Source organism: Streptomyces sp. DF42 (assembly GCF_058267695.1).
The window spans coordinates 6204751-6225077 of record NZ_CM177859.1; the positions used below are offsets into that span (position 1 = coordinate 6204751).

At 69.4% G+C, this 20327-nt stretch carries 24 protein-coding genes; 17 read left to right on the forward strand and 7 right to left on the reverse strand.

Translation table 11 applies throughout. The features are described 5' to 3' along the window. The first annotated feature begins 3 nt into the window (after positions 1-3). Positions 4-915, forward strand: coding sequence for an anti-sigma factor RsbA family regulatory protein (locus ACYUED_RS28560; RefSeq protein ID WP_491286417.1), 912 nt, complete (start codon positions 4-6; stop codon positions 913-915). 77 nt (positions 916-992) lie between these two features. Continuing rightward, positions 993-1457 (forward strand): ATP-binding protein, encoded by a 465-nt coding sequence (locus ACYUED_RS28565; RefSeq protein ID WP_491286420.1) that lies wholly within the window; start codon positions 993-995, stop codon positions 1455-1457. A 107-nt stretch (positions 1458-1564) separates the two neighbouring features. Here ACYUED_RS28565 and ACYUED_RS28570 read toward each other — a convergent pair whose 3' ends face one another. The 5 genes from ACYUED_RS28570 to ACYUED_RS28590 form a co-directional block, all read right to left on the reverse strand. Then, the gene (locus ACYUED_RS28570; protein ID WP_491286422.1) at positions 1565-3256 is read right to left on the reverse strand and encodes a chitinase; all 1692 of its coding nucleotides are present in this window, start codon (positions 3254-3256) and stop codon (positions 1565-1567) included. A gap of 70 nt (positions 3257-3326) precedes the next feature. Continuing rightward, positions 3327-3722 (reverse strand): hypothetical protein, encoded by a 396-nt coding sequence (locus ACYUED_RS28575; RefSeq protein WP_491286424.1) that lies wholly within the window; start codon positions 3720-3722, stop codon positions 3327-3329. Next, complete coding sequence (locus ACYUED_RS28580; RefSeq protein ID WP_491286426.1) at positions 3722-4153, reverse strand: DUF3592 domain-containing protein; 432 nt, start codon at positions 4151-4153, stop codon at positions 3722-3724. Before ACYUED_RS28580 ends, ACYUED_RS28575 begins: the two co-directional genes overlap by 1 nt. Positions 4154-4155: 2 nt before the next feature. Further along, positions 4156-4719: a hypothetical protein gene (locus ACYUED_RS28585; protein WP_491286428.1), complete on the reverse strand. Its 564-nt coding sequence runs from the start codon at positions 4717-4719 to the stop codon at positions 4156-4158. Positions 4720-4739: 20 nt separating this feature from the next. Next, entirely contained in the window at positions 4740-6344 is a 1605-nt protein-coding gene (locus ACYUED_RS28590; protein ID WP_491286431.1) for a hypothetical protein, read from the reverse strand. Positions 6345-6678: 334 nt separating this feature from the next. On the opposite strand from ACYUED_RS28590, the gene ACYUED_RS28595 reads away from it, so the two are divergent. The 14 genes from ACYUED_RS28595 to ACYUED_RS28660 all read left to right on the forward strand — a co-directional run bounded on the left by ACYUED_RS28595 (position 6679) and on the right by ACYUED_RS28660 (position 18715). Beyond that, the gene (locus ACYUED_RS28595) at positions 6679-7488 is read left to right on the forward strand and encodes a hypothetical protein (protein ID WP_491294475.1); all 810 of its coding nucleotides are present in this window, start codon (positions 6679-6681) and stop codon (positions 7486-7488) included. A gap of 76 nt (positions 7489-7564) precedes the next feature. Next, positions 7565-8275 carry a Flp pilus assembly protein CpaB gene (gene cpaB / locus ACYUED_RS28600; RefSeq protein ID WP_491286432.1) on the forward strand — a complete coding sequence of 237 codons (711 nt, stop codon included), beginning with the start codon at positions 7565-7567 and terminating at the stop codon, positions 8273-8275. 9 nt (positions 8276-8284) lie between these two features. Next, positions 8285-9538: a CpaE/TadZ family protein gene (locus tag ACYUED_RS28605; protein ID WP_491286434.1), complete on the forward strand. Its 1254-nt coding sequence runs from the start codon at positions 8285-8287 to the stop codon at positions 9536-9538. Between the two features lie 2 nt (positions 9539-9540). Beyond that, entirely contained in the window at positions 9541-9927 is a 387-nt protein-coding gene (locus tag ACYUED_RS28610) for a pilus assembly protein (RefSeq protein ID WP_491286436.1), read from the forward strand. Between the two features lies 1 nt (position 9928). After that, complete coding sequence (locus ACYUED_RS28615) at positions 9929-10291, forward strand: TadE family protein (protein ID WP_491286439.1); 363 nt, start codon at positions 9929-9931, stop codon at positions 10289-10291. 30 nt (positions 10292-10321) lie between these two features. Continuing rightward, entirely contained in the window at positions 10322-11659 is a 1338-nt protein-coding gene (locus tag ACYUED_RS28620; RefSeq protein ID WP_491286440.1) for a TadA family conjugal transfer-associated ATPase, read from the forward strand. Positions 11660-11717: 58 nt separating this feature from the next. Continuing rightward, the gene (locus ACYUED_RS28625) at positions 11718-12662 is read left to right on the forward strand and encodes a type II secretion system F family protein (protein WP_491286442.1); all 945 of its coding nucleotides are present in this window, start codon (positions 11718-11720) and stop codon (positions 12660-12662) included. Between the two features lie 31 nt (positions 12663-12693). Further along, positions 12694-13581: a DUF5936 domain-containing protein gene (locus tag ACYUED_RS28630; protein WP_491286444.1), complete on the forward strand. Its 888-nt coding sequence runs from the start codon at positions 12694-12696 to the stop codon at positions 13579-13581. Between the two features lie 17 nt (positions 13582-13598). After that, positions 13599-15335 (forward strand): sensor histidine kinase, encoded by a 1737-nt coding sequence (locus ACYUED_RS28635; RefSeq protein WP_491286446.1) that lies wholly within the window; start codon positions 13599-13601, stop codon positions 15333-15335. A 74-nt stretch (positions 15336-15409) separates the two neighbouring features. After that, positions 15410-16363, forward strand: coding sequence for a response regulator (locus tag ACYUED_RS28640; RefSeq protein ID WP_491286449.1), 954 nt, complete (start codon positions 15410-15412; stop codon positions 16361-16363). A gap of 253 nt (positions 16364-16616) precedes the next feature. Then, positions 16617-16850 carry a hypothetical protein gene (locus tag ACYUED_RS28645; protein WP_016437724.1) on the forward strand — a complete coding sequence of 78 codons (234 nt, stop codon included), beginning with the start codon at positions 16617-16619 and terminating at the stop codon, positions 16848-16850. After that, the gene (locus tag ACYUED_RS28650) at positions 16850-17440 is read left to right on the forward strand and encodes a pilus assembly protein TadG-related protein (RefSeq protein ID WP_491294477.1); all 591 of its coding nucleotides are present in this window, start codon (positions 16850-16852) and stop codon (positions 17438-17440) included. Before ACYUED_RS28645 ends, ACYUED_RS28650 begins: the two co-directional genes overlap by 1 nt. A gap of 34 nt (positions 17441-17474) precedes the next feature. Next, positions 17475-18053, forward strand: coding sequence for a hypothetical protein (locus ACYUED_RS28655; protein ID WP_266799178.1), 579 nt, complete (start codon positions 17475-17477; stop codon positions 18051-18053). An 8-nt stretch (positions 18054-18061) separates the two neighbouring features. Next, the gene (locus ACYUED_RS28660) at positions 18062-18715 is read left to right on the forward strand and encodes an OmpA family protein (protein WP_491286452.1); all 654 of its coding nucleotides are present in this window, start codon (positions 18062-18064) and stop codon (positions 18713-18715) included. 88 nt (positions 18716-18803) lie between these two features. Here the strand turns inward: ACYUED_RS28660 and ACYUED_RS28665 are convergent, their stop codons facing one another. Continuing rightward, positions 18804-18968 carry a hypothetical protein gene (locus ACYUED_RS28665; protein WP_491286454.1) on the reverse strand — a complete coding sequence of 55 codons (165 nt, stop codon included), beginning with the start codon at positions 18966-18968 and terminating at the stop codon, positions 18804-18806. On the opposite strand from ACYUED_RS28665, the gene ACYUED_RS28670 reads away from it, so the two are divergent. After that, complete coding sequence (locus ACYUED_RS28670) at positions 18934-19314, forward strand: hypothetical protein (RefSeq protein ID WP_491294479.1); 381 nt, start codon at positions 18934-18936, stop codon at positions 19312-19314. The genes ACYUED_RS28665 and ACYUED_RS28670 overlap by 35 nt on opposite strands. Here the strand turns inward: ACYUED_RS28670 and ACYUED_RS28675 are convergent. Continuing rightward, positions 19223-19990, reverse strand: coding sequence for a glycoside hydrolase family 12 protein (locus tag ACYUED_RS28675; protein ID WP_491286456.1), 768 nt, complete (start codon positions 19988-19990; stop codon positions 19223-19225). The two genes, ACYUED_RS28670 and ACYUED_RS28675, sit on opposite strands and share 92 nt — an antisense overlap. Positions 19991-20327 lie beyond the last annotated feature (337 nt).

The following is a 20327-nucleotide window of genomic DNA, read 5'->3' on the forward strand; positions in this document are numbered from 1 at the left end:
CCCATGCCCCGCACACAACCCACCCCCACGCCCACCCCGTTCGACCATCGCATGGCCGTCTACGGAGCGGACGACGAGTTCGTCGCCGCCGCCGTGCCGTTTCTCGCCGAAGGGCTCGGCGCCCCCGGCGAACCCCCGCCGGTGGCCATCGCCGCCCCCGACAAGCTCGACCTCCTGCGGGACGCGCTCGGGGGCGACGCGAAGAGCGCCGTGCTCGTCCCGCACACCGAGTGGTACACGGGCTCGGCCGCCAACGCCGTTGCCCAGAGCGCCGGTTACCTCGCCGCCCACACCGGCCCCGGCGGCCGTATCCATCTCCTCATGGAACCCGTCTGGAACGGCCGCGCGGGACGCTCCGTCCGGGAGAGCGCCGAGTGGATCCGCTACGAGGCCCTCGCCAACCTGCTCTTCGCCCCGATGGCGACGACGGCCCTGTGCGCCTACGACACCCGCACCGCGGGCACGGCCGTCGTCGAGGCCGCCCGCCGCGCGCACCCGGACACCGGCGTCTACGAGGACCCGGTCCGTCTCACGGCGGAACTGGACGCCGCGCCGCTGCCGTTACCCCCGGCCGGGGCCGAGCTGTTCAGGCAGCCGCACGCCGACGCCGTACGCGGGGCGACGGCGCTGCGTGGACTGGCGCCCGCGGACGCGGAGTTGTTCACCGAGGCGGTCATCGCCGCGGCCGCCGCGCTCGGCCCCGTCATCCACGCCCGCCTGTGGGGCGAGGCGCCCGCCTGCGTCTGCGAACTGCGCACCGCACGCCGGATCGGTGATCCGCTGGCGGGCTTCGTCCCCCCGCCCACACCCGAACTGGATCCGGACCAGGGGCTCTGGTTCTCCCGGCAGGTGTGCGCCTACGTCGACGTCCGGGACGACGACGAGGGGTCGACCGTACGGCTTCAGTACGGGTAACCGCTTACCCGCGGACAGGTAGGGAAACAGGTAGTCCTCCCCGTGTGCCGTGCGCGCGGGGAGGCGACCCTGAGAGCATGCTTGATCTCTCCGGGAGCCTCCACCCGGACTCCGACCCGCAATTCGCCGCGCACACCCAACCGCCTTTGCGGGCAGGCCACTTGAGCGTCGAGTACGCCCCCCGCCCCACCGCTGTCCGAGAGGCGCGCACGGAGGTCCGAAGACAGCTGGAGCAATGGGGCCTGACGGACCGGGAGGACCTCGCGGACGTGGCCGAGCTGCTCGTCAGCGAGCTGGCCACCAACGCCCTGCTGCACTCCGCGAGCCGCTTCCGGCTCACCCTGTCCGCCGCGCACGGCGTCCTGCGCTGCGAGGTGTACGACACCGGTCGCCGCACCCCGCAGGTGCTGGACGCCGGCGCCTCGGAGAGCGGCCGCGGGGTGTTCCTGGTGAACGCGCTCGCACGGCGCTGGGGGTGCCATCAGGACGGTCCGGGCAAGACGGTGTGGTTCGAGCTCGGGCTGTGTGCGGTCTGCGGGTAGTGCCGTGGCGCCCGGTGAGATCTCCCTCGCGTGCGGTTCCGGCATGTGCGACGCCCCCGCCCACGACACCGGGGCGGGGGCGCACGCACGCTCCACGTTCCTCTCAGCTACGGCAGCCCGTGCACATGCGGCCCCACCGCGTTCGACCAGGAACTCCCCGCCGACGCGTCCCAGTTCGTCGACCAGGTCATCGCGCCTCGCAGGGCGGGGTAGGTCTTCGACGGTTTGAAGGTGCCGCAGGCCGAGCCCTTGGTGAGGCAGTCCAGGGCGTTGTTCACGACCGCCGGTGACACATAGCCGCTGCCCGCGCCGCTCGTCGAGGCCGGCAGGCCCAGGCCGACCTGGGAGGGGGAGAGGCCGCCTTCGAGCTGGATGCAGGCGAGGGCGGTGAGGAAGTCGACCGACCCCTGGCTGTACACCTTGCCGTCGCAGCCGAGCATCGAACCGCTGTTGTAGTACTGCATGTTGACGACCGTGAGGATGTCCTTGATGTTCAGGGCCGTCTGGAAGTAGGAGTTCGACGTCGACTGCATGTCGATCGTCTGCGGCGCCATCGTGATGATCAGGGACGAGCCCGCCTTCGCCGACAGCGAGCGCAGTGCCTGTGACATGTACGTCGCGTTGAGGCCGTTCTCCAGATCGATGTCGACGCCGTCGAAGCCGTACGTCTGCATCAGCGAGTACACCGAGTTCGCGAAGTTCGCCGCCGACGTCGAGTCGCTCACCGACACCGTGCCGTTCTGGCCGCCCACGGAGACGATGACCTTCTTGCCGGCCTGGTGCTTCGCCGCGATGTCCGCCTTGAACCGGTCGACCGTGTAGCCGCCCAGGCCCGCCGAGTCGAGGTTGAAGGTCACGGCGCCCGGCGTCGTTGCGGCGTCCGCGAAGGCCACCGCGATGATGTCGTACGGGGAGGAGACGTCCGAGATCCTCTGGACCGTCGCCCCGTTGTTGAAGTTCTGCCAGTAGCCGGTCACCGCGTGCGCGGGCAGCGAGCCACCCCCGCCTGTGCCGCCGGCCGTGGTCGTCCCGGTGACCGCGGCCGACTTCGGCGACTCGCCCGCCGAGTTCGTCGCCGTGACCTGGAAGGAGTACGAGGTGGAGGCCGCGAGGCCCGTCACCGTCGCCGACGTTCCCGTCACCGCCGTCACCTTCGTGCCGTCGCGGTAGACGTTGTAGCCCGTGGCGCCCGAGACCGGGTTCCAGGACAGGGACACGGACGACGATGTCGTACCCGGCACCGACAGACCACCGGGTGTGGCCGGAACCGTCGGTGCCGGGTCACTGCCACCGCCGCCGTCCGGGCCGTACACCGACACGTCGTCGGCGTAGTAGGCGGCCTGTCCGTACCAGCCGTGGGTGTACACCGTGACCGACGTGGTCGAGGACCCGGTGGTGAAGCTCGTCGACAGCTGTTTCCAGCTCGACGAGTCCGGGGTCCACGTCGAGACGTCGGTCGTGCCCGTGCCGGTCACGCCCAGGTACGCGTATCCGCCCTGCACCCAGGAGCCGAGCGTGTACGTCGAGTTGGGCCTGACGGCCACCGACTGGGTGCACTGGGCGTTGTCCTGCCCGGCAGGCGTCGCCTTCAGCGCGGCCGTGCCGCCGTGCACGGGGGAGGTGACCGTCGTGCCGCTGTTCGCGGTACAGGTCCAGTTGGCCAGGCCCGACTCGAAGCCGGAGTTCCTGGCGTTGTTGATGTCCGCGGCGGACGCCTGAGCCGCGCCCGTCATGGACAGGGCGAGAGCGGCGGTGACCGCTCCCGACCAGAGTTGCATGGATCGTCTGTGTGGGGACATGACAACAAGTTGGTCCAGACCAATTGCTCTGTCAAGAGGTCCAGACCAACTTGGGGTCGGCCGGCGGCCCTCAGGCCTCCCGGTCCTCCCACCACCTGTCCAGCAGCAGGCCCATCGAGCAGCCCGCCAGCAACACGCCCGTCGACATCCAGAGGGCGAGACCGGACACGTTCGTCAGGTCCGGCCGCAGCGACAGCACCAGCAGCTGGCCCGACGCCGGTACCGCGCAGGCCGCCGCCACATGGCGGGCGGGCGCCCGGCGCCACGGCTCCGGATGCACCCGGGCGGCCGCCCACGTCGCGAGGACGACGCAGAGCAGGTTCGGCAGGTGGACGAGGGCCAGCGCCGCGGCGAAGGAGTCGACCCCCGCTGGTCCCACCAGGTGGTCGTACACCACGCTGATCTGGACGTACTCGCTGACGACGAGAACCAGGACGCCCACGGCCCAGGAACGCATGAGAGCCATCAGCCGCCTCCGAAAGCCTCGTAGCAGAGCAGGATCGTGAAGCCCAGCGCCGCCATCCCGCAGCCCGCCGTCAGCGCCAGGGCCTGCAGGACCGGGGACCAGCTGCCCCGGCCCGCGACGGTCGCCGTCCCCCGCGGATCCTGCGGGTCGTAGGTGACGGTGACCGGCGTGCCCTCATCGGTCCACCAGCCCGCGAGGTCCTCGAACTCGACCCGCGTACCGTCCGCCGTACGGAAGGCGAAGAAGTGACGGGTGGCGTCCGAGCGGTTGTACGGCTCGGTCTCCACGCGGACGCATTCGCCGGATGTGTGGACACCGCGGCGCAGCACCCGTGCCATGGTCACCAGCCGCCTGGCGTACTTCACCGCGATCGCGCCGAAGAGCGCGACGAGCAGCACGAGTACGACGTAGCCACCGCCCGGCACGTGCACGGCTAGTGCACCTCCACCGAGTCGACGATCTTCGCCAGGTCCGTGTCCGAGAGCTTCCCCCGCACCGCGTCGACGCGCACCGCGAAGGTCTTGCCCGAGGAGTCCAGGCCCGTCACTATCACGCCCCTGACCGGTGTGCCCTTGGGTGGATCGTCGTCCTGGCCCGCCGACTTGAAGGTGAAGTCGATCCGCTTGGCCTCGTCGGTGCCGGCCGCCTTCACGTCCTTCTCGCCCTTGACGCTCGCGCCCATCTGGATCCCGGCTTCGGCGGCGATCGCCGCCTGCTCGGCCGAACTCGCCTGGGTGAAGTCGAGTTGGACGGTGATGATGGAGACGGTTCTGCCGCTCTCGGTGCGGACGGCGGCCGCCGCGTTGTACTTGCTGCGCCCGGCGCCGCTCTGTTCCTCGTATCCGCCGGACCCCTTCGGATACGACACATCGACGCCCTTCGTCTTCAGCGTCCCCCAGCCGTCGGGCACCGAGGCGGAGTTCGCGCCCCCGTCTCCGCACCCGGCGAGCAACGCGGTCAGCAGGCCGGCGGCCAGGAACGTACGGCGGGTCTTCATCAGCGGGAACTCCCCTCTCGTCAGTTCGCACAGTAGCTGTAGGGAAGGTAGGAGCGGCTGTCGCCGCGAGGGGCGCCCAGGAACTGCGCGTCGGTCAGCGTCTCGGACTTCTTCTCGGTGCTGACGGACAGGCCGAGGCTCAGGCCGAGGTTCAGCTCGAAGCCGTACTCGGCCGCGTTGACCTCGCCCGTGTAGTTCATCCTGCTCGACCGGCCCTTGTCGAACATCAGCTGCCCGAAGGGGTCGTCGGCGCCGGGGCGCCCGGTCGGGGCGTGGTCGTCGAACATGTACTGGAACGGCGTCGCGATCTGCTCGTTGTTGCTGTCCAGCCACTGCTCGCCGATCGCCCGGTCCCTGTCGCCCTCGGGGCCCGGGTCGAAGCTCACGGAGTTGGTGACGATCTCGATGCCGGTGGAGCTGTGGGTACCCTTCTCGCCGACGCTGCCGCCCCGTTTGTCCTTCTTGTCCTTGCCGTTGTCACCGCCGACCTTGACGCCGTCCTTCTGGCCGCCGTCCTCGACCGTACGGGTCATGTCGATACGGACCAGCTTGCCCGTGCCCTTGTCGTAGGTGACGGTGATGGTGCCGGTCTGGGTACGGGAGGCCGAGTACTCGCCGCTGACCGGGCCGGCCTCGTATCCGACCTTGGTGCCGTACTCGATCGACGAGGAGTAGGTGTACGACTTGGTGTTCTTGTACGAGTTGTCCGTCCAGGTCACGTCGGGGGAGTACTTGAAGTTGCCGCCGAGCGTGGCGCTGAGCTTCTTCTCGTCGGCCGCGGAGAACTTGATGCCCGCGGACGCGGACGCCTCCAGGCCCACCTTGCCGTAGGTGATCTTGCGGTTGTCGCCGAGGTGATCCTTGACCCGGTTCTCGGTCTCCTCCTCGTCCTTGAGCGGCCCCGTGCCGAAGAGGTAGGCGATGCTGTCGCCGAGACTGGCCTCGGCCCCGCCCGGCGACTCGCGCCGGATCTCGTACATCTGCAGCTTCTCGATGTCGTCCCGGAACTGCTTGGCCTCGTCGGGGCTCTGGAAGACCCAGGTGTCGCCGTTGGTGACCTTGATGCCGAGGCCGAGTTCGACCTTGTCGGTGCCGAACTTGCCGACCTTCATACCCGGTTTGAAGTCCTTCTTCGCACCGACGGACGCGGCGTCGGTGAAGGTCAGATAGACGAGTTCGTCCTTGTCGTCGACCTTGCCGTCGTGATTGACGTCCGTCTTCGCCTTGAGGTGCTGTTCCTGGAAGCCGTACTCCTTGCCGATCTCCCAGAACAGGATCTTCGCCTTGGAGCCCGCCTTGTCGGTGACCGAGGAGACCTGGCACAGGGCCGGCTCGTAGTCGGCGTCGGTGAGGGGGGTGCCCGGACCGGGGCCGCCCGCACCGCAGTTGCCGCCGCCGGCCACCTTGCAGACCTCGGCCGCGATCCTGTCGTAGATCGTCTGCCCGACGCCGGTGGCCGAGACGCCGAGCACGATCGCGGCCGTGACGACGACCATGCCGAGATACTCGGTGCCGGTCGCGCCGCGGTCGTCGTAGCGGTGCGTCCCCCCTACGGGTCCGAAAGCCCGTCGTGCGTGTCTGTACGTCCGTCGTGTGCGCGGCCGTATGCCTCCCCCGCGAGACATGCGCACCCCTCCTTGGTCATCGGTGTAGCTGCCGATGGCCGTGACGGTAGGTGCGGGCGGGGTCGGGCGGCGTGGGCCCGAGGACCCAAACGGAGGCCCAGTGTCGAACTGGGTCCGGCAAGATGCTCAACCTGCCCCGTTTTGACGCATCTTGTGAAACGGCAGTTGCCCACCAGCTACAGAAACGCTGTTCTCCGGTCACAGAGGCCTGGATACAGTGCTGAGGTAGTCACGCAGTGAAGTCATCTCGGTGTACCGGAGTAACTCCGGTGGACCGACGGCATAACACGGGGAGCTGCGCGTGCCAACTGCCATTGCCGTGACCAGTGCCGACATGGCGCTGCCGGCGCAGGACGAGCGGACCCTGCCTGCCGTCGTCCTGCAGGACCTGGACAAACAGCCGCTCGAACAGGCACTGGCCGGCCTGCAGAGCCTGATCGACCAGCACGGGCATGTGATCGTCGTGTGCTCACAGGCGGTCTCCCGCGGGGTGGAGCGACGTCTGCACACCATCCGCTCGCTTCTGGAGAGCGACCGTATCGCTCTGTTCCGCCCGGATCTGCCCCCGCTCGGACTGGCCGTCCTGGCCCGCCAGTTGAGGCAGCTGGCCTCCTGCGACCTCAGCCCCGGAGTCCTCGCCTCCGCCGGCCGGCTGCTCACCCACTACATCCACGCCGGGGCCCTGCTCGGCTCCGTGGCCCGGCTCGACCGCGTCCCCGTGGGCCTGAAGTCGCACGCCAAGTCCTGGGTGCCCGGCAGCCAGTTCGGCGTACTCGCGCACCCGGAGCCGCAGTTGGTGAAGATGGCCCCCGGAGTCACGCTCCCCGGACCGGAGTTCGGCACCTGGATGCTGGTCGCCAAGGGACAGCTGCAGTCGGACTGGGTCACCGGAACCCTCGCCAAGGAGTGGAGCGTCCAGGGGCTGCGGGAGGTGCCGCTGCCGGCCGAGTCGTCGGCCTGGTGGGGCACGGGCAAGCTGATCGAGTTCGTCGCCTATCTCCCCGACCTGTCAGTGCTGTACCAGCTGGTCACGTCGGTGCGGCAGGGCGTCTGTCACTGGTGCGGCATCGACGTCATCGGCGACCGCTGCGTCTTCTGTTCCGCAACACCACCGCTCCTGGAGAACCAAATCCCCGCCGGGTGAGTCCTGAACCTCCAGACGCACCGCATGCACGATTCCCGTCCGCTCGACCGATATCCCCAATGAGGTTGTACGGTTCATGAACTCCCGTCAGCGCCGCGGCGTGCTACTCCTGCTCCTGTCGGTCGTCTGCGCCCTCGGCGCGTTCGCCGGCGTCCTCTCCGTCATCAGCGACGTGAAGTCCAAGGTCGGCCCGGAGGTCACGGCCTACCGGGTCAAGACGAACGTGGTGCCCTACGCCGAGCTGAAAACGGGCCAGTTCGAGAAGATCAAGATGCCCAAGCGCTGGCTGTCGGCGAACGCGGTCACCAGTCTCCGCGAGATCCAGGGCAAGATCGCCGTCACCACTCTGCGGGCGGGCTCCCTGCTGCAGAGCGACATGATCGTGAACCAGCCCGCCCTGCAACCCGGGCAGCAGGAGGTCGCCATCATGATCGATGCGGCGACCGGCGTCGCCGGCAAGATCACGCCGGGTTCCACCGTCAACGTGTACGCGACCTTCGCGGGCGAGCGGGAGGGTGACCCCGCCCAGTCCAAGATCATCGTAACAAACGCGAAGGTCCTGGACGTAGGCGAGATCAAGGCACTCGAACCGAGCGAGAGCGACAAGAACCAGCAGCAGCCCACCGACGCCGTCCCGATCACCTTCGCCCTCTCCACCATCGACGCCCAGCGCATCACGTACGCCGAGTCGTTCGCCCAACGGGTCCGGCTCGCGCTGGTGGCGCCCGGCAGCGACACCACGGTTCCCGACCGGGACCGGACGTACCAGCTCGCGAAGGACAAGTGAGAGGCCGGAATGCCCACGAGGATCCTCCCGGCAGTCGGTGACGCGGACGCGGTCCGGTCCATCACCACACTGCTCAGCCAGCTCCCGGACGCCGAACCGGTGGCCCCGGTCGGCGACTCGACCCAGCTCATCGACACCCTCGCGCGCCTCGCCGCCGAGTCGGTCGACGAACTGCCCGAGGTCGTGGTGGTGCACGAGCGGATCGGCCCGGTCCCGGCACTGGAGCTGATCCGTGAAGTCGCCCTGCGCTTCCCGGCGGTGGGCGTCATCCTCGTCACGTCGGACGCCAGCCCCGGCCTGTTCCAGGCGGCGATGGACTACGGCGCGCGGGGACTGGCCGCGCTCCCACTGAGCTACGAGGAGCTGGCCAGCCGCGTCCAGGCCGTCGCCCAGTGGTCGGTGGGCGTACGGCGCCACCTCGGCTCCGGGGGCGACGTCTTCACCGGTGTCGGCGGCACGGTCGTCACGGTGAGCGGGGCCAAGGGCGGCGTGGGAGCGACACTCACCTCCATCCAACTCGCGCTGGCGGCACAGGCGTCGGGACGCAGCACCGCACTGGTGGACATGGATCTGCAGGCGGGGGACGTGGCCTCGTATCTGGACGTCCAGTTCCGGCGCTCGGTGGTGGACCTGGCGGCGATCACGGACATCTCGCCGAGAGTGCTCGCGGACGCCGTCTTCCGGCACGACACGGGCCTTGCCCTGCTGCTCGCACCGGGCGAGGGCGAGCGCGGCGAAGAAGTGACGGACCGGTCGGCCCGCCAGATCGTCAGCGCCCTGCGCTCCCGCTACGAGGTCGTCGTCATCGACTGCGGCGCGCAGCTCGGCGGGGCGGGCGCGGCGGCGGTGGAGATGGCCGACCGGGCGCTGCTGGTCACGACACCGGACGTGGTCGCGGTGCGCGGCGCCAAGCGGACGGTGCGGATGTGGGACCGGCTGCAGATCCGCAAGGCGGAGGAGACGACGGTGGTCGTCAACCGGCACACGCGCGGCACGGAGATCCAGCCGCCGCTCATCCAGAAGATCACGGGCACGGCGGTCGCCGGCACCGCGATCCCCGCCAACTTCAAGGAGCTGCAGGGGGCGGTGGACGCCGGACGCATCCACGAACTGGACAGCAAGAGCGTGGTGAAGCAGGCGCTGTGGGCGCTGGCGGGGGAGCTCGGGCTGGTGAAGGCGGTCGAGGGGGCGCAGAAGGGCGGGCGGTTGCGGGGGGACCGGGGATCGGTGAGCTTTCGACGGCGCAAGGAGAGCGGGGGATAGGGATGCGGGCCTTGCGGGGAGACCGGGACAGGGGCCAGGTCACGATCGAGTTGCTCGGCATGACGCCGACGATCATCGTGACACTGGTGGCGCTGTGGCAGCTCGTGCTGGTGGGGTACGCGTTCACGCTCGCGGGGAATGCTGCGGATGAGGCGGTGCGGGCGGGGACTGCGGCCGAGTACGACGGCGACGCGAAGTGCAGGGCTGCGGGCCTGGACAAGTTGTCGGGCGCGTGGAAGGAGGGCGCGACGGCGGGGTGTGGCGGGTTCGGCACCGGCTACATCACCTCGGACGTCAGCATCAAGGTCCCCGTCCTCTTCCCCGGCACCATCAACTTCCCGTTCACCGTGAAGGGTCACGCGGGCGCCGTAGAGGAGGCGAAGAACTGAGATGTCGTACGGCAGGAGAGTCCGCGACCGCGACCGCGGCCAAGTCGCCCTCGAATACCTGGGGTTCCTTCCGATCCTGCTCCTGGTCGCGATGGCCGCCGTACAGCTCGGCCTGATCGCCTACACCGCGCAGCAGGCCGGCACCGCGGCCCGCACCGGGGCGCGCAGTGCCTCGCTGCGGGACGACTACGGGCAGGACTGCCGGAACGCGGTCAGCGGTTTTCTGGCCGACGGCACGAACTGCCGGGCCGCGTTCGGAGGCGGCGCCGTCACCGTCACCTCCACCGTGGACATCCCGTCGATCGTCCCCTTCTGGAGTTTCGACCCGGCCCACAAGACCGCCACCATGCCGCTCGACCACTGAGGAACCAAGGCACGACAGGAGCACCGGACCATGAGCCTGCGGGCACGTATCAACTCCCCCGAGGAGAACGGCCATCGGAGCGAGGACGGCCACATGGTCGCCTCGTACCGGGCCAAGCTCCTGGAGGAGATCGACCTCGCGGAGATGAGCGGGCTGGCCGCGGCCGAGCGGCGCGCCCGCCTCGAGCGGGTGCTCGGGCACATCCTCAGCCGCGAGGGCCCGGTGCTGTCGACGGTCGAGCGCTCGCAGCTGATCCGCAGGGTCGTCGACGAGGCCCTCGGCCTCGGCATCCTCGAACCGCTCCTCGAAGACGCCTCGATCACGGAGATCATGGTCAACGGCCCGGACGCGATCTTCGTGGAACGGGGCGGCAGGGTCGAGCAACTGCCCCTCCGCTTCCCCTCCCACGACCAGCTGATGCAGACCATCGAGCGGATCGTCTCGACGGTCAACCGGCGGGTGGACGAGTCGAATCCGATGGTGGACGCACGCCTGCCGTCCGGCGAGCGCGTGAACGTGATCATCCCCCCGCTGTCCCTGACCGGCGCGACCCTCACCATCCGCCGCTTCCCCCGCTCCTTCACGCTCCAGGAGATGATCGGCTTCGGCTCGCTGGACGAGCCCATGCTGTACCTGCTGGCGGGGCTGGTGCAGGCGAAGTTCAACGTGATCGTGTCGGGCGCGACCGGCACCGGGAAGACGACCCTCCTCAACGCCCTCTCCGGACTGATCCCGGGAGGCGAACGCATCATCACCATCGAGGACTCCGCCGAACTCCAGCTGCAGCAGGCGCACGTCATCCGCCTGGAGTCCCGGCCCCCGAACGTCGAGGGCAAGGGCCAGGTCTCCATCCGCGACCTGGTCCGCAACTCACTGCGCATGCGCCCCGACCGCATCGTCGTCGGTGAGGTCCGCGGCGGCGAGTCCCTCGACATGCTCCAGGCGATGTCGACGGGCCACGACGGATCCCTCGCCACCGTGCACGCGAACAGCGCGGAGGACGCGCTGATGAGGCTGAAGACCCTGGCGTCGATGTCGGAGGTCGAGATCCCCTTCGAGGCACTGCACGACCAGATCAACAGCGCGATCGACGTGATCATCCAGCTCACCCGCTTCGCCGACGGCGCCCGCCGCATCACCGAGGTCGCGCTCCTCGACAGCCACGGCAGCGAGCGGTACCGGCTGGCGACGGTGGCCCGGTTCAACGCCCGGCCGATGGCCTCCGACGGCCGTATCCACGGCGCCTTCGAGTACTTCCCGCTCCCACGCCGGGCCGCGGACCGCCTCTACATGGCGAGCCAGCCCGTCCCCCAGGCATTCGGCGTCGCCCAGTCCGCAGACCAACTCGCCACCCGAGAAGCCAGGTAGCCCCGAGAAGCCAGGCAGGCAGTAATCGTCCCCATGGAATCCAGGTAGGAACCGCACGATGGATCTGCAAACCCTAGTCACGCTCACCACCGGCATCACCCTGCTGACCTGCGTACTGGCGGTCATGGGCCTGCACGCGTACGCCACGGGCAAGGCCCAGCGCCAGGCTCTGGTGGACCGCCTCTCGGCCACCGGCCAGATCCAGGTCGGCGGCCGTCGGCGCCGCTTCCGCAACCTGGACCGCCGGCTTCGCCGTACGAAGCCGGGCAAGAAGCTGGAACTGCGGCTGGCGGCAACGGGCCTGGACATCACGCCGGGCGAGTTCTTCGTCTACATGCTCGCGACGGTGGCGGGCCTGTGGCTGATCGGGCAGGCATCCCTGGCCCCCTTCTTCGGTCCGATCGCCGGACTGCTGGGCATCTGGGTGGCGCTGCAGTTCCTCAACTGGCAGCGGCAGAAGCGCATCGAGAAGTTCATCAACCAACTCCCCGAACTGGCGCGGATCCTGGCGAACGCGACCCAGGCCGGGCTTGCGTTGCGTACGGCCGTGGGGATGGCGGCGGAGGAACTGGAGGCACCCGCCGGTGAGGAACTCGGCAAGGTGGCCAACCAGTTGGCGGTCGGTGCGTCGATGGACGACGCGCTGGGAGAGCTGGCGGAGCGCCTGCCCTCGCGCGAACTGGTCGTTCTCGTCACCACCCTGGTGCTGTCGAACCGGGCGGGCGGACAGGTGGTCAGCGCCCTGCGGAACCTGACGGAGACGCTGGAGGAGCGGAAGGAGACCCGCCGCGAGGTCCGCACCCAGCTCTCCCAGGTGAACATGACGTCGTACGCGGTGCCGGTGCTGGGCGTCGGTTCGCTCTTCCTCATGAACGGCGTCAAGGACGGCGCCCTGGAGCGCATGACCGGCTCCCCGATCGGCCAGGGCGCGGTGATCATCGCCTTCTCGCTCTACGCCGTCGGCTTCATCCTCATCCGCCGTATGTCCCGTATCGACGTCTGAGACGTCCGAGAAGCCTGGAGGGAGGACGACCATGGGACTTCTGCTCGCACTGGTGACGGGCCTCAGCGTGTGGGGCATCTTCGCCGGCATCCGTATGTACCGGGCGGACGCCCGGCTGCCCGGCGACCTGGCGCTCGCCCTGGAGGTCGGCGCCACCCGCACCGGCGCGGTCGACTCGCTCGTCGACCGCCTCGGCATGCGGTACGCGCCCTCCGTCCTGCGCCTGATGGGCCCCAAGATGGTCGCCAGGTACCGCCGCAAGATCGACCTCGCGGGCAACCCGGGCGGCCTGACCATCGACCGCTACGCGGCCCGCCGCGCGGTCTACGGCTTCCTGGGCGGCGTGGGGGGACTCGTCTTCCTGATGAAGGGCAACTTCGTCGTCGCCGTCATCCTGTTCGCGTTCGGCGCGTTCTGGACGGAGGTCGGCATCTGGTCGGCGATCCGCATCCGCAAGGACGTCATCGAGCGCACGCTGCCGGACTTCCTCGACGTGCTCGCCGTCGTGGTCAGCGCGGGCCTCGGCTTCCGCCAGGCACTGGACCGGGTCGCCTCGAAGTACGAGGGCCCCTGGGCGGACGAACTCCGCATCACCCTGCGCCAGATGGACCTCGGCATGAGCCGCCGCCAGGCCTTCGCGGAGCTGCGCCGCAGGAACGACTCCGAACAGGTGGCGATGTTCGTGACGGCGCTGCAGCAGGGCGAGGAACTGGGCGCGCCGATCGTCGACACGCTCGTCTCCCTCGCGAAGGACATGCGCCGCACGGACGCACAGAACGCCCGCCGCAAGGCGGCCCGCGCGGTCCCCAAGGCCACCATGATGATCACGACCTTCATGGTCCCGGCCACCATGATCCTGCTCGGCGCCGGGCTGATCCTCGGCTCCGGCACGGACTTCGGCTCGCTCACGGGCAAGTAGGAACGGGGACGACGGCCATGGCCACGACCAAGGAACGCACAGGGCTGCTACGACGACGCCCGAAGACGCCGGAGATCACCACCCCTCCCGCGGGCACGGTCCTCCCACCGCACGTCCGCACGGGCGCCCCCGACATCCCGGTGACCTCGGCGACCCCGGCCCTGCCACCGGGCTGGGAACCGGCACACGCCCCGCTGCCCGGCATGCCCGCGCAGCCGGATCCCCGGGGGATGGCATGGCCGTCCGGGGCGACGGCCGTGGGCACGTCCGAGCGGACGGTACGGATCACGCGGACGGGGCGGCGCAATGGTGCCGGTGCCGGGGCGGAGGCGCGGGACCGCGGGACCGCCGAGGGGGCGCATGGCGGGGAGCCACAGGGGCCATCCGCGCCCGACCGCGATGCCCACACGGGTGGTACAGGTGGCGACCCGATCCTGGCCGAAGACCGGGTCCCCGCCCACGCACCGGCACCGACCCGCGCGCCCGCCCCCACTCCCGCATCCGCCCCGACGCCCGCACCCGCCGCCAAAGACCCGGCCATCCCCCTCCAGATCAACGCCCTGCAAGCCATGTGCCGCCAGGTGTTCGGCTTCCGCCTGGCGATGATCGCCCTGTCCGCGCCCGCCGCCCTGCTCAACGCCTCCCCGGGCCTGGCGACCCGCCTCGTGGGCGCGGCCGTAGTGGTCACCTTCATGGGCTCCTACGTCCTGTTCAGGGACTGGGAACGCTTCGGCCCCCTGCTCCTGCGCCACCCCACCCTCCTGGCCCTGGACACCCTCTTCGGCTCCCTGCTCCTCATCTCCGCGGGCCCGGACACCACCCTCGCCTACGTCAGCGTGTGCACCCCGCTCCTGGCAGGCATCGTCTACGGCTGGCGAGGGGCCGCCGCGTTCGCGTCGCTGCAGTCCCTGATCCTCTTCCTGGTCTACGCGACCTCGAAGCACGCGCACTCCACCCCCGCCGAGACCCTGCTCCTCCCGGGCCTGTGCGTGATCGCGGGCGCGGTCGGCTCGGCCCTGCGCAACCTCATGCTCCGCTTCGGCTCCGCGACCCAGGCGCTGACCACCGTGCAGGCCCGCCTGGCGGTGACGGAGGCGGTGAGCGCCGAACGGGCCCGGCTGGCCCGGGAGATGCACGACTCGGTGGCGAAGACCCTCCACGGCGTGGCGCTGGCGGCCGACGGCCTGGCAGGCTCCGCGGGCGCGCCCCACATGGACGCGAAGCTGGTCAAGCAACAAGCGGAGCTGGTCGCCCGTTCCGCCCGCCGGGCCGCGGCGGAATCCCGCGAACTCCTGGCGGACCTGCGCCGCGAGTCGGACCCGGACCACGCCACGGACGTCCTGGTCGAACTGGCCGCCCGTACCCGCGACTTCAGCACCCGTACCGGCGTCCGGGCCGCCTACCGGCCCACCGGCGAGCATGCCGTGCCGCCCGTCCCCCCGGCCGTCGCCCGCCAACTCCTCACCATCGCCTCGGAAGCGATGGAGAACGCCCACCGCCACGCGGTCCCGACCCGAGTGGACGTCAGCGCAGGCGTCCACGGCGGCCTCCTGCGCATCAGCGTGTACGACGACGGCCGGGGCCTGCCCTCCGGCACCACCCTCGAACAGCTGCGCAGGGCGGGCCACTTCGGCCTGGTGGGAATGGTCGAACGAGCCGCGTCCGTGGGCGCCCGCATCCGCATCGGCCGCGGCGCCCACCCCAAGGGCACGGAAGTCCGCCTGGAGCTCCCCCTGGCGGCCCTGACGACATAGACATCCAGGCACGGGAACCATGCCCGTACGAGTACGCCGCACACGTCCCCCACGAGAAGAGAGGAGGCCGTCCGATGCCGGACCACACGACTCCCCACCCCGGCCCTCAGCAGCCGCCACCCCAGAACCCGTTCGAGGCGTTCCCGCCGGCCGCACCGCTCAAAGTCGTGGTGGCAGACGACAATCCGGTGGTCCGCGCAGGGCTCACCGCACTGCTCTCCGGCCGCGCCGACATCACCGTGGTGGCGGAAGCGGCGGACGGCCGCCAGGCGTACGAGGCGGCTCTCCTGCACCACCCCGACGTGGTCCTCCTGGACGTCCGCATGCCCGGCGTGGACGGCATCTCGGCGCTTCCGTACCTGGTCCGGATCGCCCCCGTGGTGATGCTCACGTACAGCCGCGAGTCCGAGATCGTCCAGGAGGCCCTGCGCCGAGGCGCCGGCGGCTATCTGGTCCACGGAGAGTTCACGGCGGACCAACTGGTGGCAGCGGTACGGGACACCAAGCAGGGCAGGCCCCACTTCAGCCCGACAGCAGCAGGCGCACTACTGGCCCAGCTCCGACAAGGCCAGGGACCGGCCGACGGCCCGCCCCTCCCCGAGGGTTTGGGCCAGGCGGATGCGAGTGCATACGGAAATTCGGCGCCAGTGCCGACGTATGCGCAACCCGAAGTACCCGCTCCACCACGGGTTTTCATGCCTCCCCACCGTCCCGCCCCCGCAACTTCTTCAGAAAACCTTTCGCAAGTGCAACCGGATGTGGGACAGTCCTCGTCAGGATGGATGAGCGGCCGTCCGGTCGCTCCCGACAGGTCGCGGTTCCAACTGAGCACGAGGGAGGCGGAGATCATGGACCACATCGCGTCCGGCATGAACAACCAGCAGATCGCCGCCACCTGCTTCATCAGCGAGAAGACGGTCAAGAACCACATCAACCGCATCTTCGCGAAACTTCACAGCACCAGCCGCTCCGAAGCCGCCGCCAAGTGGCTCGGTACAGCACCCGGTTCAGGCCGAGGGCTGGGGTGACCGGGGATGACGGTAAGGGGGAGCGGGAAGCCGGGCCTGCGGGCCCACACCACCGGCATGCGGTCCCACCGCAGGGGCTGGGCCTCGTTTTGGGCCCTTGATTGGGCCCTGGGACCCTCCGGCGGGAGAGGTGTTCCGCCGTACGTTTCTCGTGTCGAAAGCGGCACCGGCAAGGAGGAAGCCGGTAACGCGAACGGCACAGAGACGCAGCAGTCGGCCGCTCACCGGCCGGCCGAACCCGGAGGGGAACACCATGAGCGACCTGATGCTGAAGACCGCCGTTGCGACCAAGGTCCGCGTGAACGGGTGGAAGAACACGACGGTCGAGGCCATGCAGCGCCGCGCCGGCGACAAGGGCCAGACGGCGGTCGAGTACCTGGGCATCATCGCGGTGGTCGTGGCGATCGTGCTGGCGATCACGGGTACCAACCTCGGGCAGACGATTCTCGGCAAGATTCAGGCGCAGATCGCCAAGGTCGCTCCTTGATCCGACCTCGCCGGTACGGCGACGCAGGGCAGGCCTTCCCCATCTACATCACGGTGGTGGGGGGCCTGCTCTTCCTTGCGTTCGCCTACCTCGCGGTCGGCCAGGCCGCGGTGAATCGGAACGGCGCCCAGACTGCCGCCGACGCGGCGGCGCTCGCGGCGGCCCAGAAGACCCGGGATCAACTCGCGGGAATGTGGGTGGGGGACGTACTCGACCCGACGAAGTGGCAGGACGTCTTCGACGGTGAGGGAGCGGTCGGATACTGCTGGCGAGCCGACCAATTCGCCGCGCAGAACGACGCACACACAACCGGCTGCGACGCGGGCCCGTTGGACTACCGGGTCGAGGTCCAGACCGACAAGCCCGTCGGAGAATCCATCGTTCCCGGTACGGAGCGCCACTACGCGCATGCGTCCGCGCGGGCCGTGATCGAGCCGCTCTGCACGTTCAAACCCCCGGCTGAGGGAGCCGGGGAGGACGTGCTGCCACGACTCACCTGCAGGGGCGGCAGGTACTGGGACCTGAACCCGGACCACCTCACCGATCTCCCGGGACCCGAGGACCTCTTCGACGTCCATCTGGCCGACTGACAAGCGAACGACAAGTGACGAAGGAAGCAGAGTGATGAGCATTCGGTTCACTGCGCAGGCCCGCAGGGGGATGGTCGCGTTGACCGTGGCGGCCGGTCTGGCCCTCGGTGTGGCCGGCTGCGGCGGCGGAGGCGACGACAAGAAGCCCGACACGTCCGCGTCGTCCTCCAAGGACAGTGGATCCGGTCCGAGCGCGCAGGAGGGGCAGTCGGAGACACCTCTGGCCGAACTCAAGGGCACGGACGGACTGCTCCTACAGATCACCTCCGCCAAGCGGGATTCCGGCGGATTCGTCACTGTGAACGGGATCGTGAAGAACGACGGGGCCAAGTCGGTCGTCATTCCGCCACAGACGAGCGGTGACGAGACGGAGGTCATCGCGCACGGCCCCTCACTCGGTGGTGCCACCCTCGTCGACTCCAAGGGGAAGAAGCGCTACTACGTGCTGCGCGACACGGAAGGACGGCCCCTGACGACGACCGGCCTGGGGAACCTCGAAGCCGGGCAGACACTCCCGGTCTTCATGCAGTTCCCCGCCCCACCAGCGGGCACGACCGACGTCGACCTTCAGGTCCCGACCTTCTCCAGCGGCACGATCAAGATCTCCGGGTGAGGCAGGCCGTGACCCGTACTCCCACCCGGACGGCGCCACCGCGTCTCGCCCTGGTCGTCGCATCGGCCGCCGTCATGGTCGCCGCGAACCTCTACGGTGCCGTGTCGGCCCACGCCGACGCAAGCCCCAGCACCCCGCCGGGCACCGAGGCCTCCGCCTCCGCCCCCGTCAAGGTCGACGCCAACGACCCCGACCTCAAACTCCCCGAAGGCGCCACCCTCGCCGACCCCAAAGTCCTGGACATCAAGTCCGTCGTGGAGGACCAGGGCGGCGAAGAACGCCGTGAGGACACCAACACCGACGTCACGTTCGCGCTCCAGGCCGAAGTGCTGTTCGGCAAGGACAGCGCGAAACTGAGCGGCGAGGCGAAGTCGCGCATCGCCGCGATCGCCGACGAGATCAAGAACCAGCACGCGACGAAGGTCCGGGTCTTCGGCTTCACGGACAACCTCGGTTCCTCCGCCCACGGCGACATCCTGTCCAAGCAGCGTGCCGACGCGGTCCAGGGAGTCATCGACCAGCAACTGAACGACCCGAGCATCATCTTCGAGGTGCGCGGCTACGGCGAGCAGTACCCGATCGCCGACAACGCGACGGAAGAGGGCCGCAAGAAGAACCGCCGGGTGGAGGTCACGTTCCCGCGCAGCGAGAGCGGCAACTGACGCAGACGGTGCGACGCACGGGAACGAACCGGGGCCTGTTCCACGCCGCCAGAGGCGAGGGGACGGGCCCCCGGTCCTGCGCGGGCTGTCAGGTGTCAGCCTCGTCGTTCTCGGAAGGGGTGGTCGGCAGAGCGATGGCGAACACGCCCTTGCCCTGGACCCCCTGAACGACGCCTTCGGCTTGCATCGACCGCTGGTGGCCCGAGATCCAAGCGTTCATCGCCTCCGGCAGCAACGCCAAGAGCGAAGGCATCAACCGCATGATCAAGCCCGCCGCGCGAGCCGCCCACGGCTTCCGCAACCCCACCGACCAACGCCTGGGCACACGCTGCGTCACCACTCGCCGGGCCCGAGGCCGCCTCCACCCGCCCACATTCGAAGACTCCGCAAACCTTGCCGCCGGAATTCGTCGTTCGAGGCCCGGCGGCAAGGCATGCGTTTGGGAATTGCTCCGGCGTTCGTCTCTATGCGCGGACGGAGTTCACCGTCGTGTCGCGCGTATTGCGGCTAGATGCTTGATCCGCCGCCGGAGGTGTTGTTCCACCAGGCGCTGTAGGCGTTCAGCGAGTACCGCTTCTGCACGCCGCTGGTCGAGGTGATCTCAAGGCCGAACTGCATCGTGTCGAAGTTGGTGTTGCGCAGGAGGTTCTGCGACGCGGCCCATCGCCAGACCGCCGAGGCGTCGACGGTGCCGGTGTTGCTCTGCTGGGCGGGGATGAGCTGCAGGACGTTCCAGCCGGGATCGGCCTGCCAGACCGACGCGTACAGCACGCCGCCGATGGTCACGTTGGACGCGATCTGCCGTCCCCAGCCGCCTGCCATCCCGCTGGCCCAGCTGGTGAAGACCATGATCTCGTCCTGGTTGCTGGTCGACCAGAGGTCGCTCGTCCAGTTCCAGTGGTCACTGCCGCCGACGGGAGCCGACGACGTGTTGTACCAGAAGCCGGCCGAGTTCAACTGCGACAGCGGCGTCTGGGGCCGGACCGAGGTGTTCGGGTAGGACTTGATCCCGCCGCCGGAGTGGTTGGCGTCGACGTACCAGGACTTGATGCTGTTGACGGTCTGGCACTGGGTTCCGCTGTTGTCGCCCCAGATGTTGTTGTAGATCGTCCAGCTGCCCTGGGTGTACTGACCCCACCGGTCGCAGGTGGAGGAAACCTGGGCCTGCGCCGGAGACGCGAAGCTCAGGAACCCGGCGATCACGGCGACGATCAGGGCCAGCCGACCGAACCCGGCCGACTTGCTGCTGTTGGATTGAGAGGCTTGCCATCTCATGTGTCCCTCCAAGGACGGCGATTGGTTTTTTTCCGGCCCCCCGGTCTGGTGGCGGACTCTGGCGCCGCGAGGTATCGCTCGCCGGCGAGTCCGTGCTCGGGACGGCGCGACTCAGCCCCGTCCGAGGTGCTTGCGCAGTTGGCCGACTGATCGGCTCGATGGCCGGCCCTGGGCGAAGTGGTTCCTTCCACTGCTCGCAGTTGGAGTCCCCGCCGAAAGCGAGGCGGCCGAGACGGTCGATCAGCTGACGTGTTGACACCTTCGCTCCGTTCGCATGCGGTGCTGCTCGCAATGGTGGGTGGCTCGTGTCGTCGAGGTGGCGCGCTCAAGAACTGCG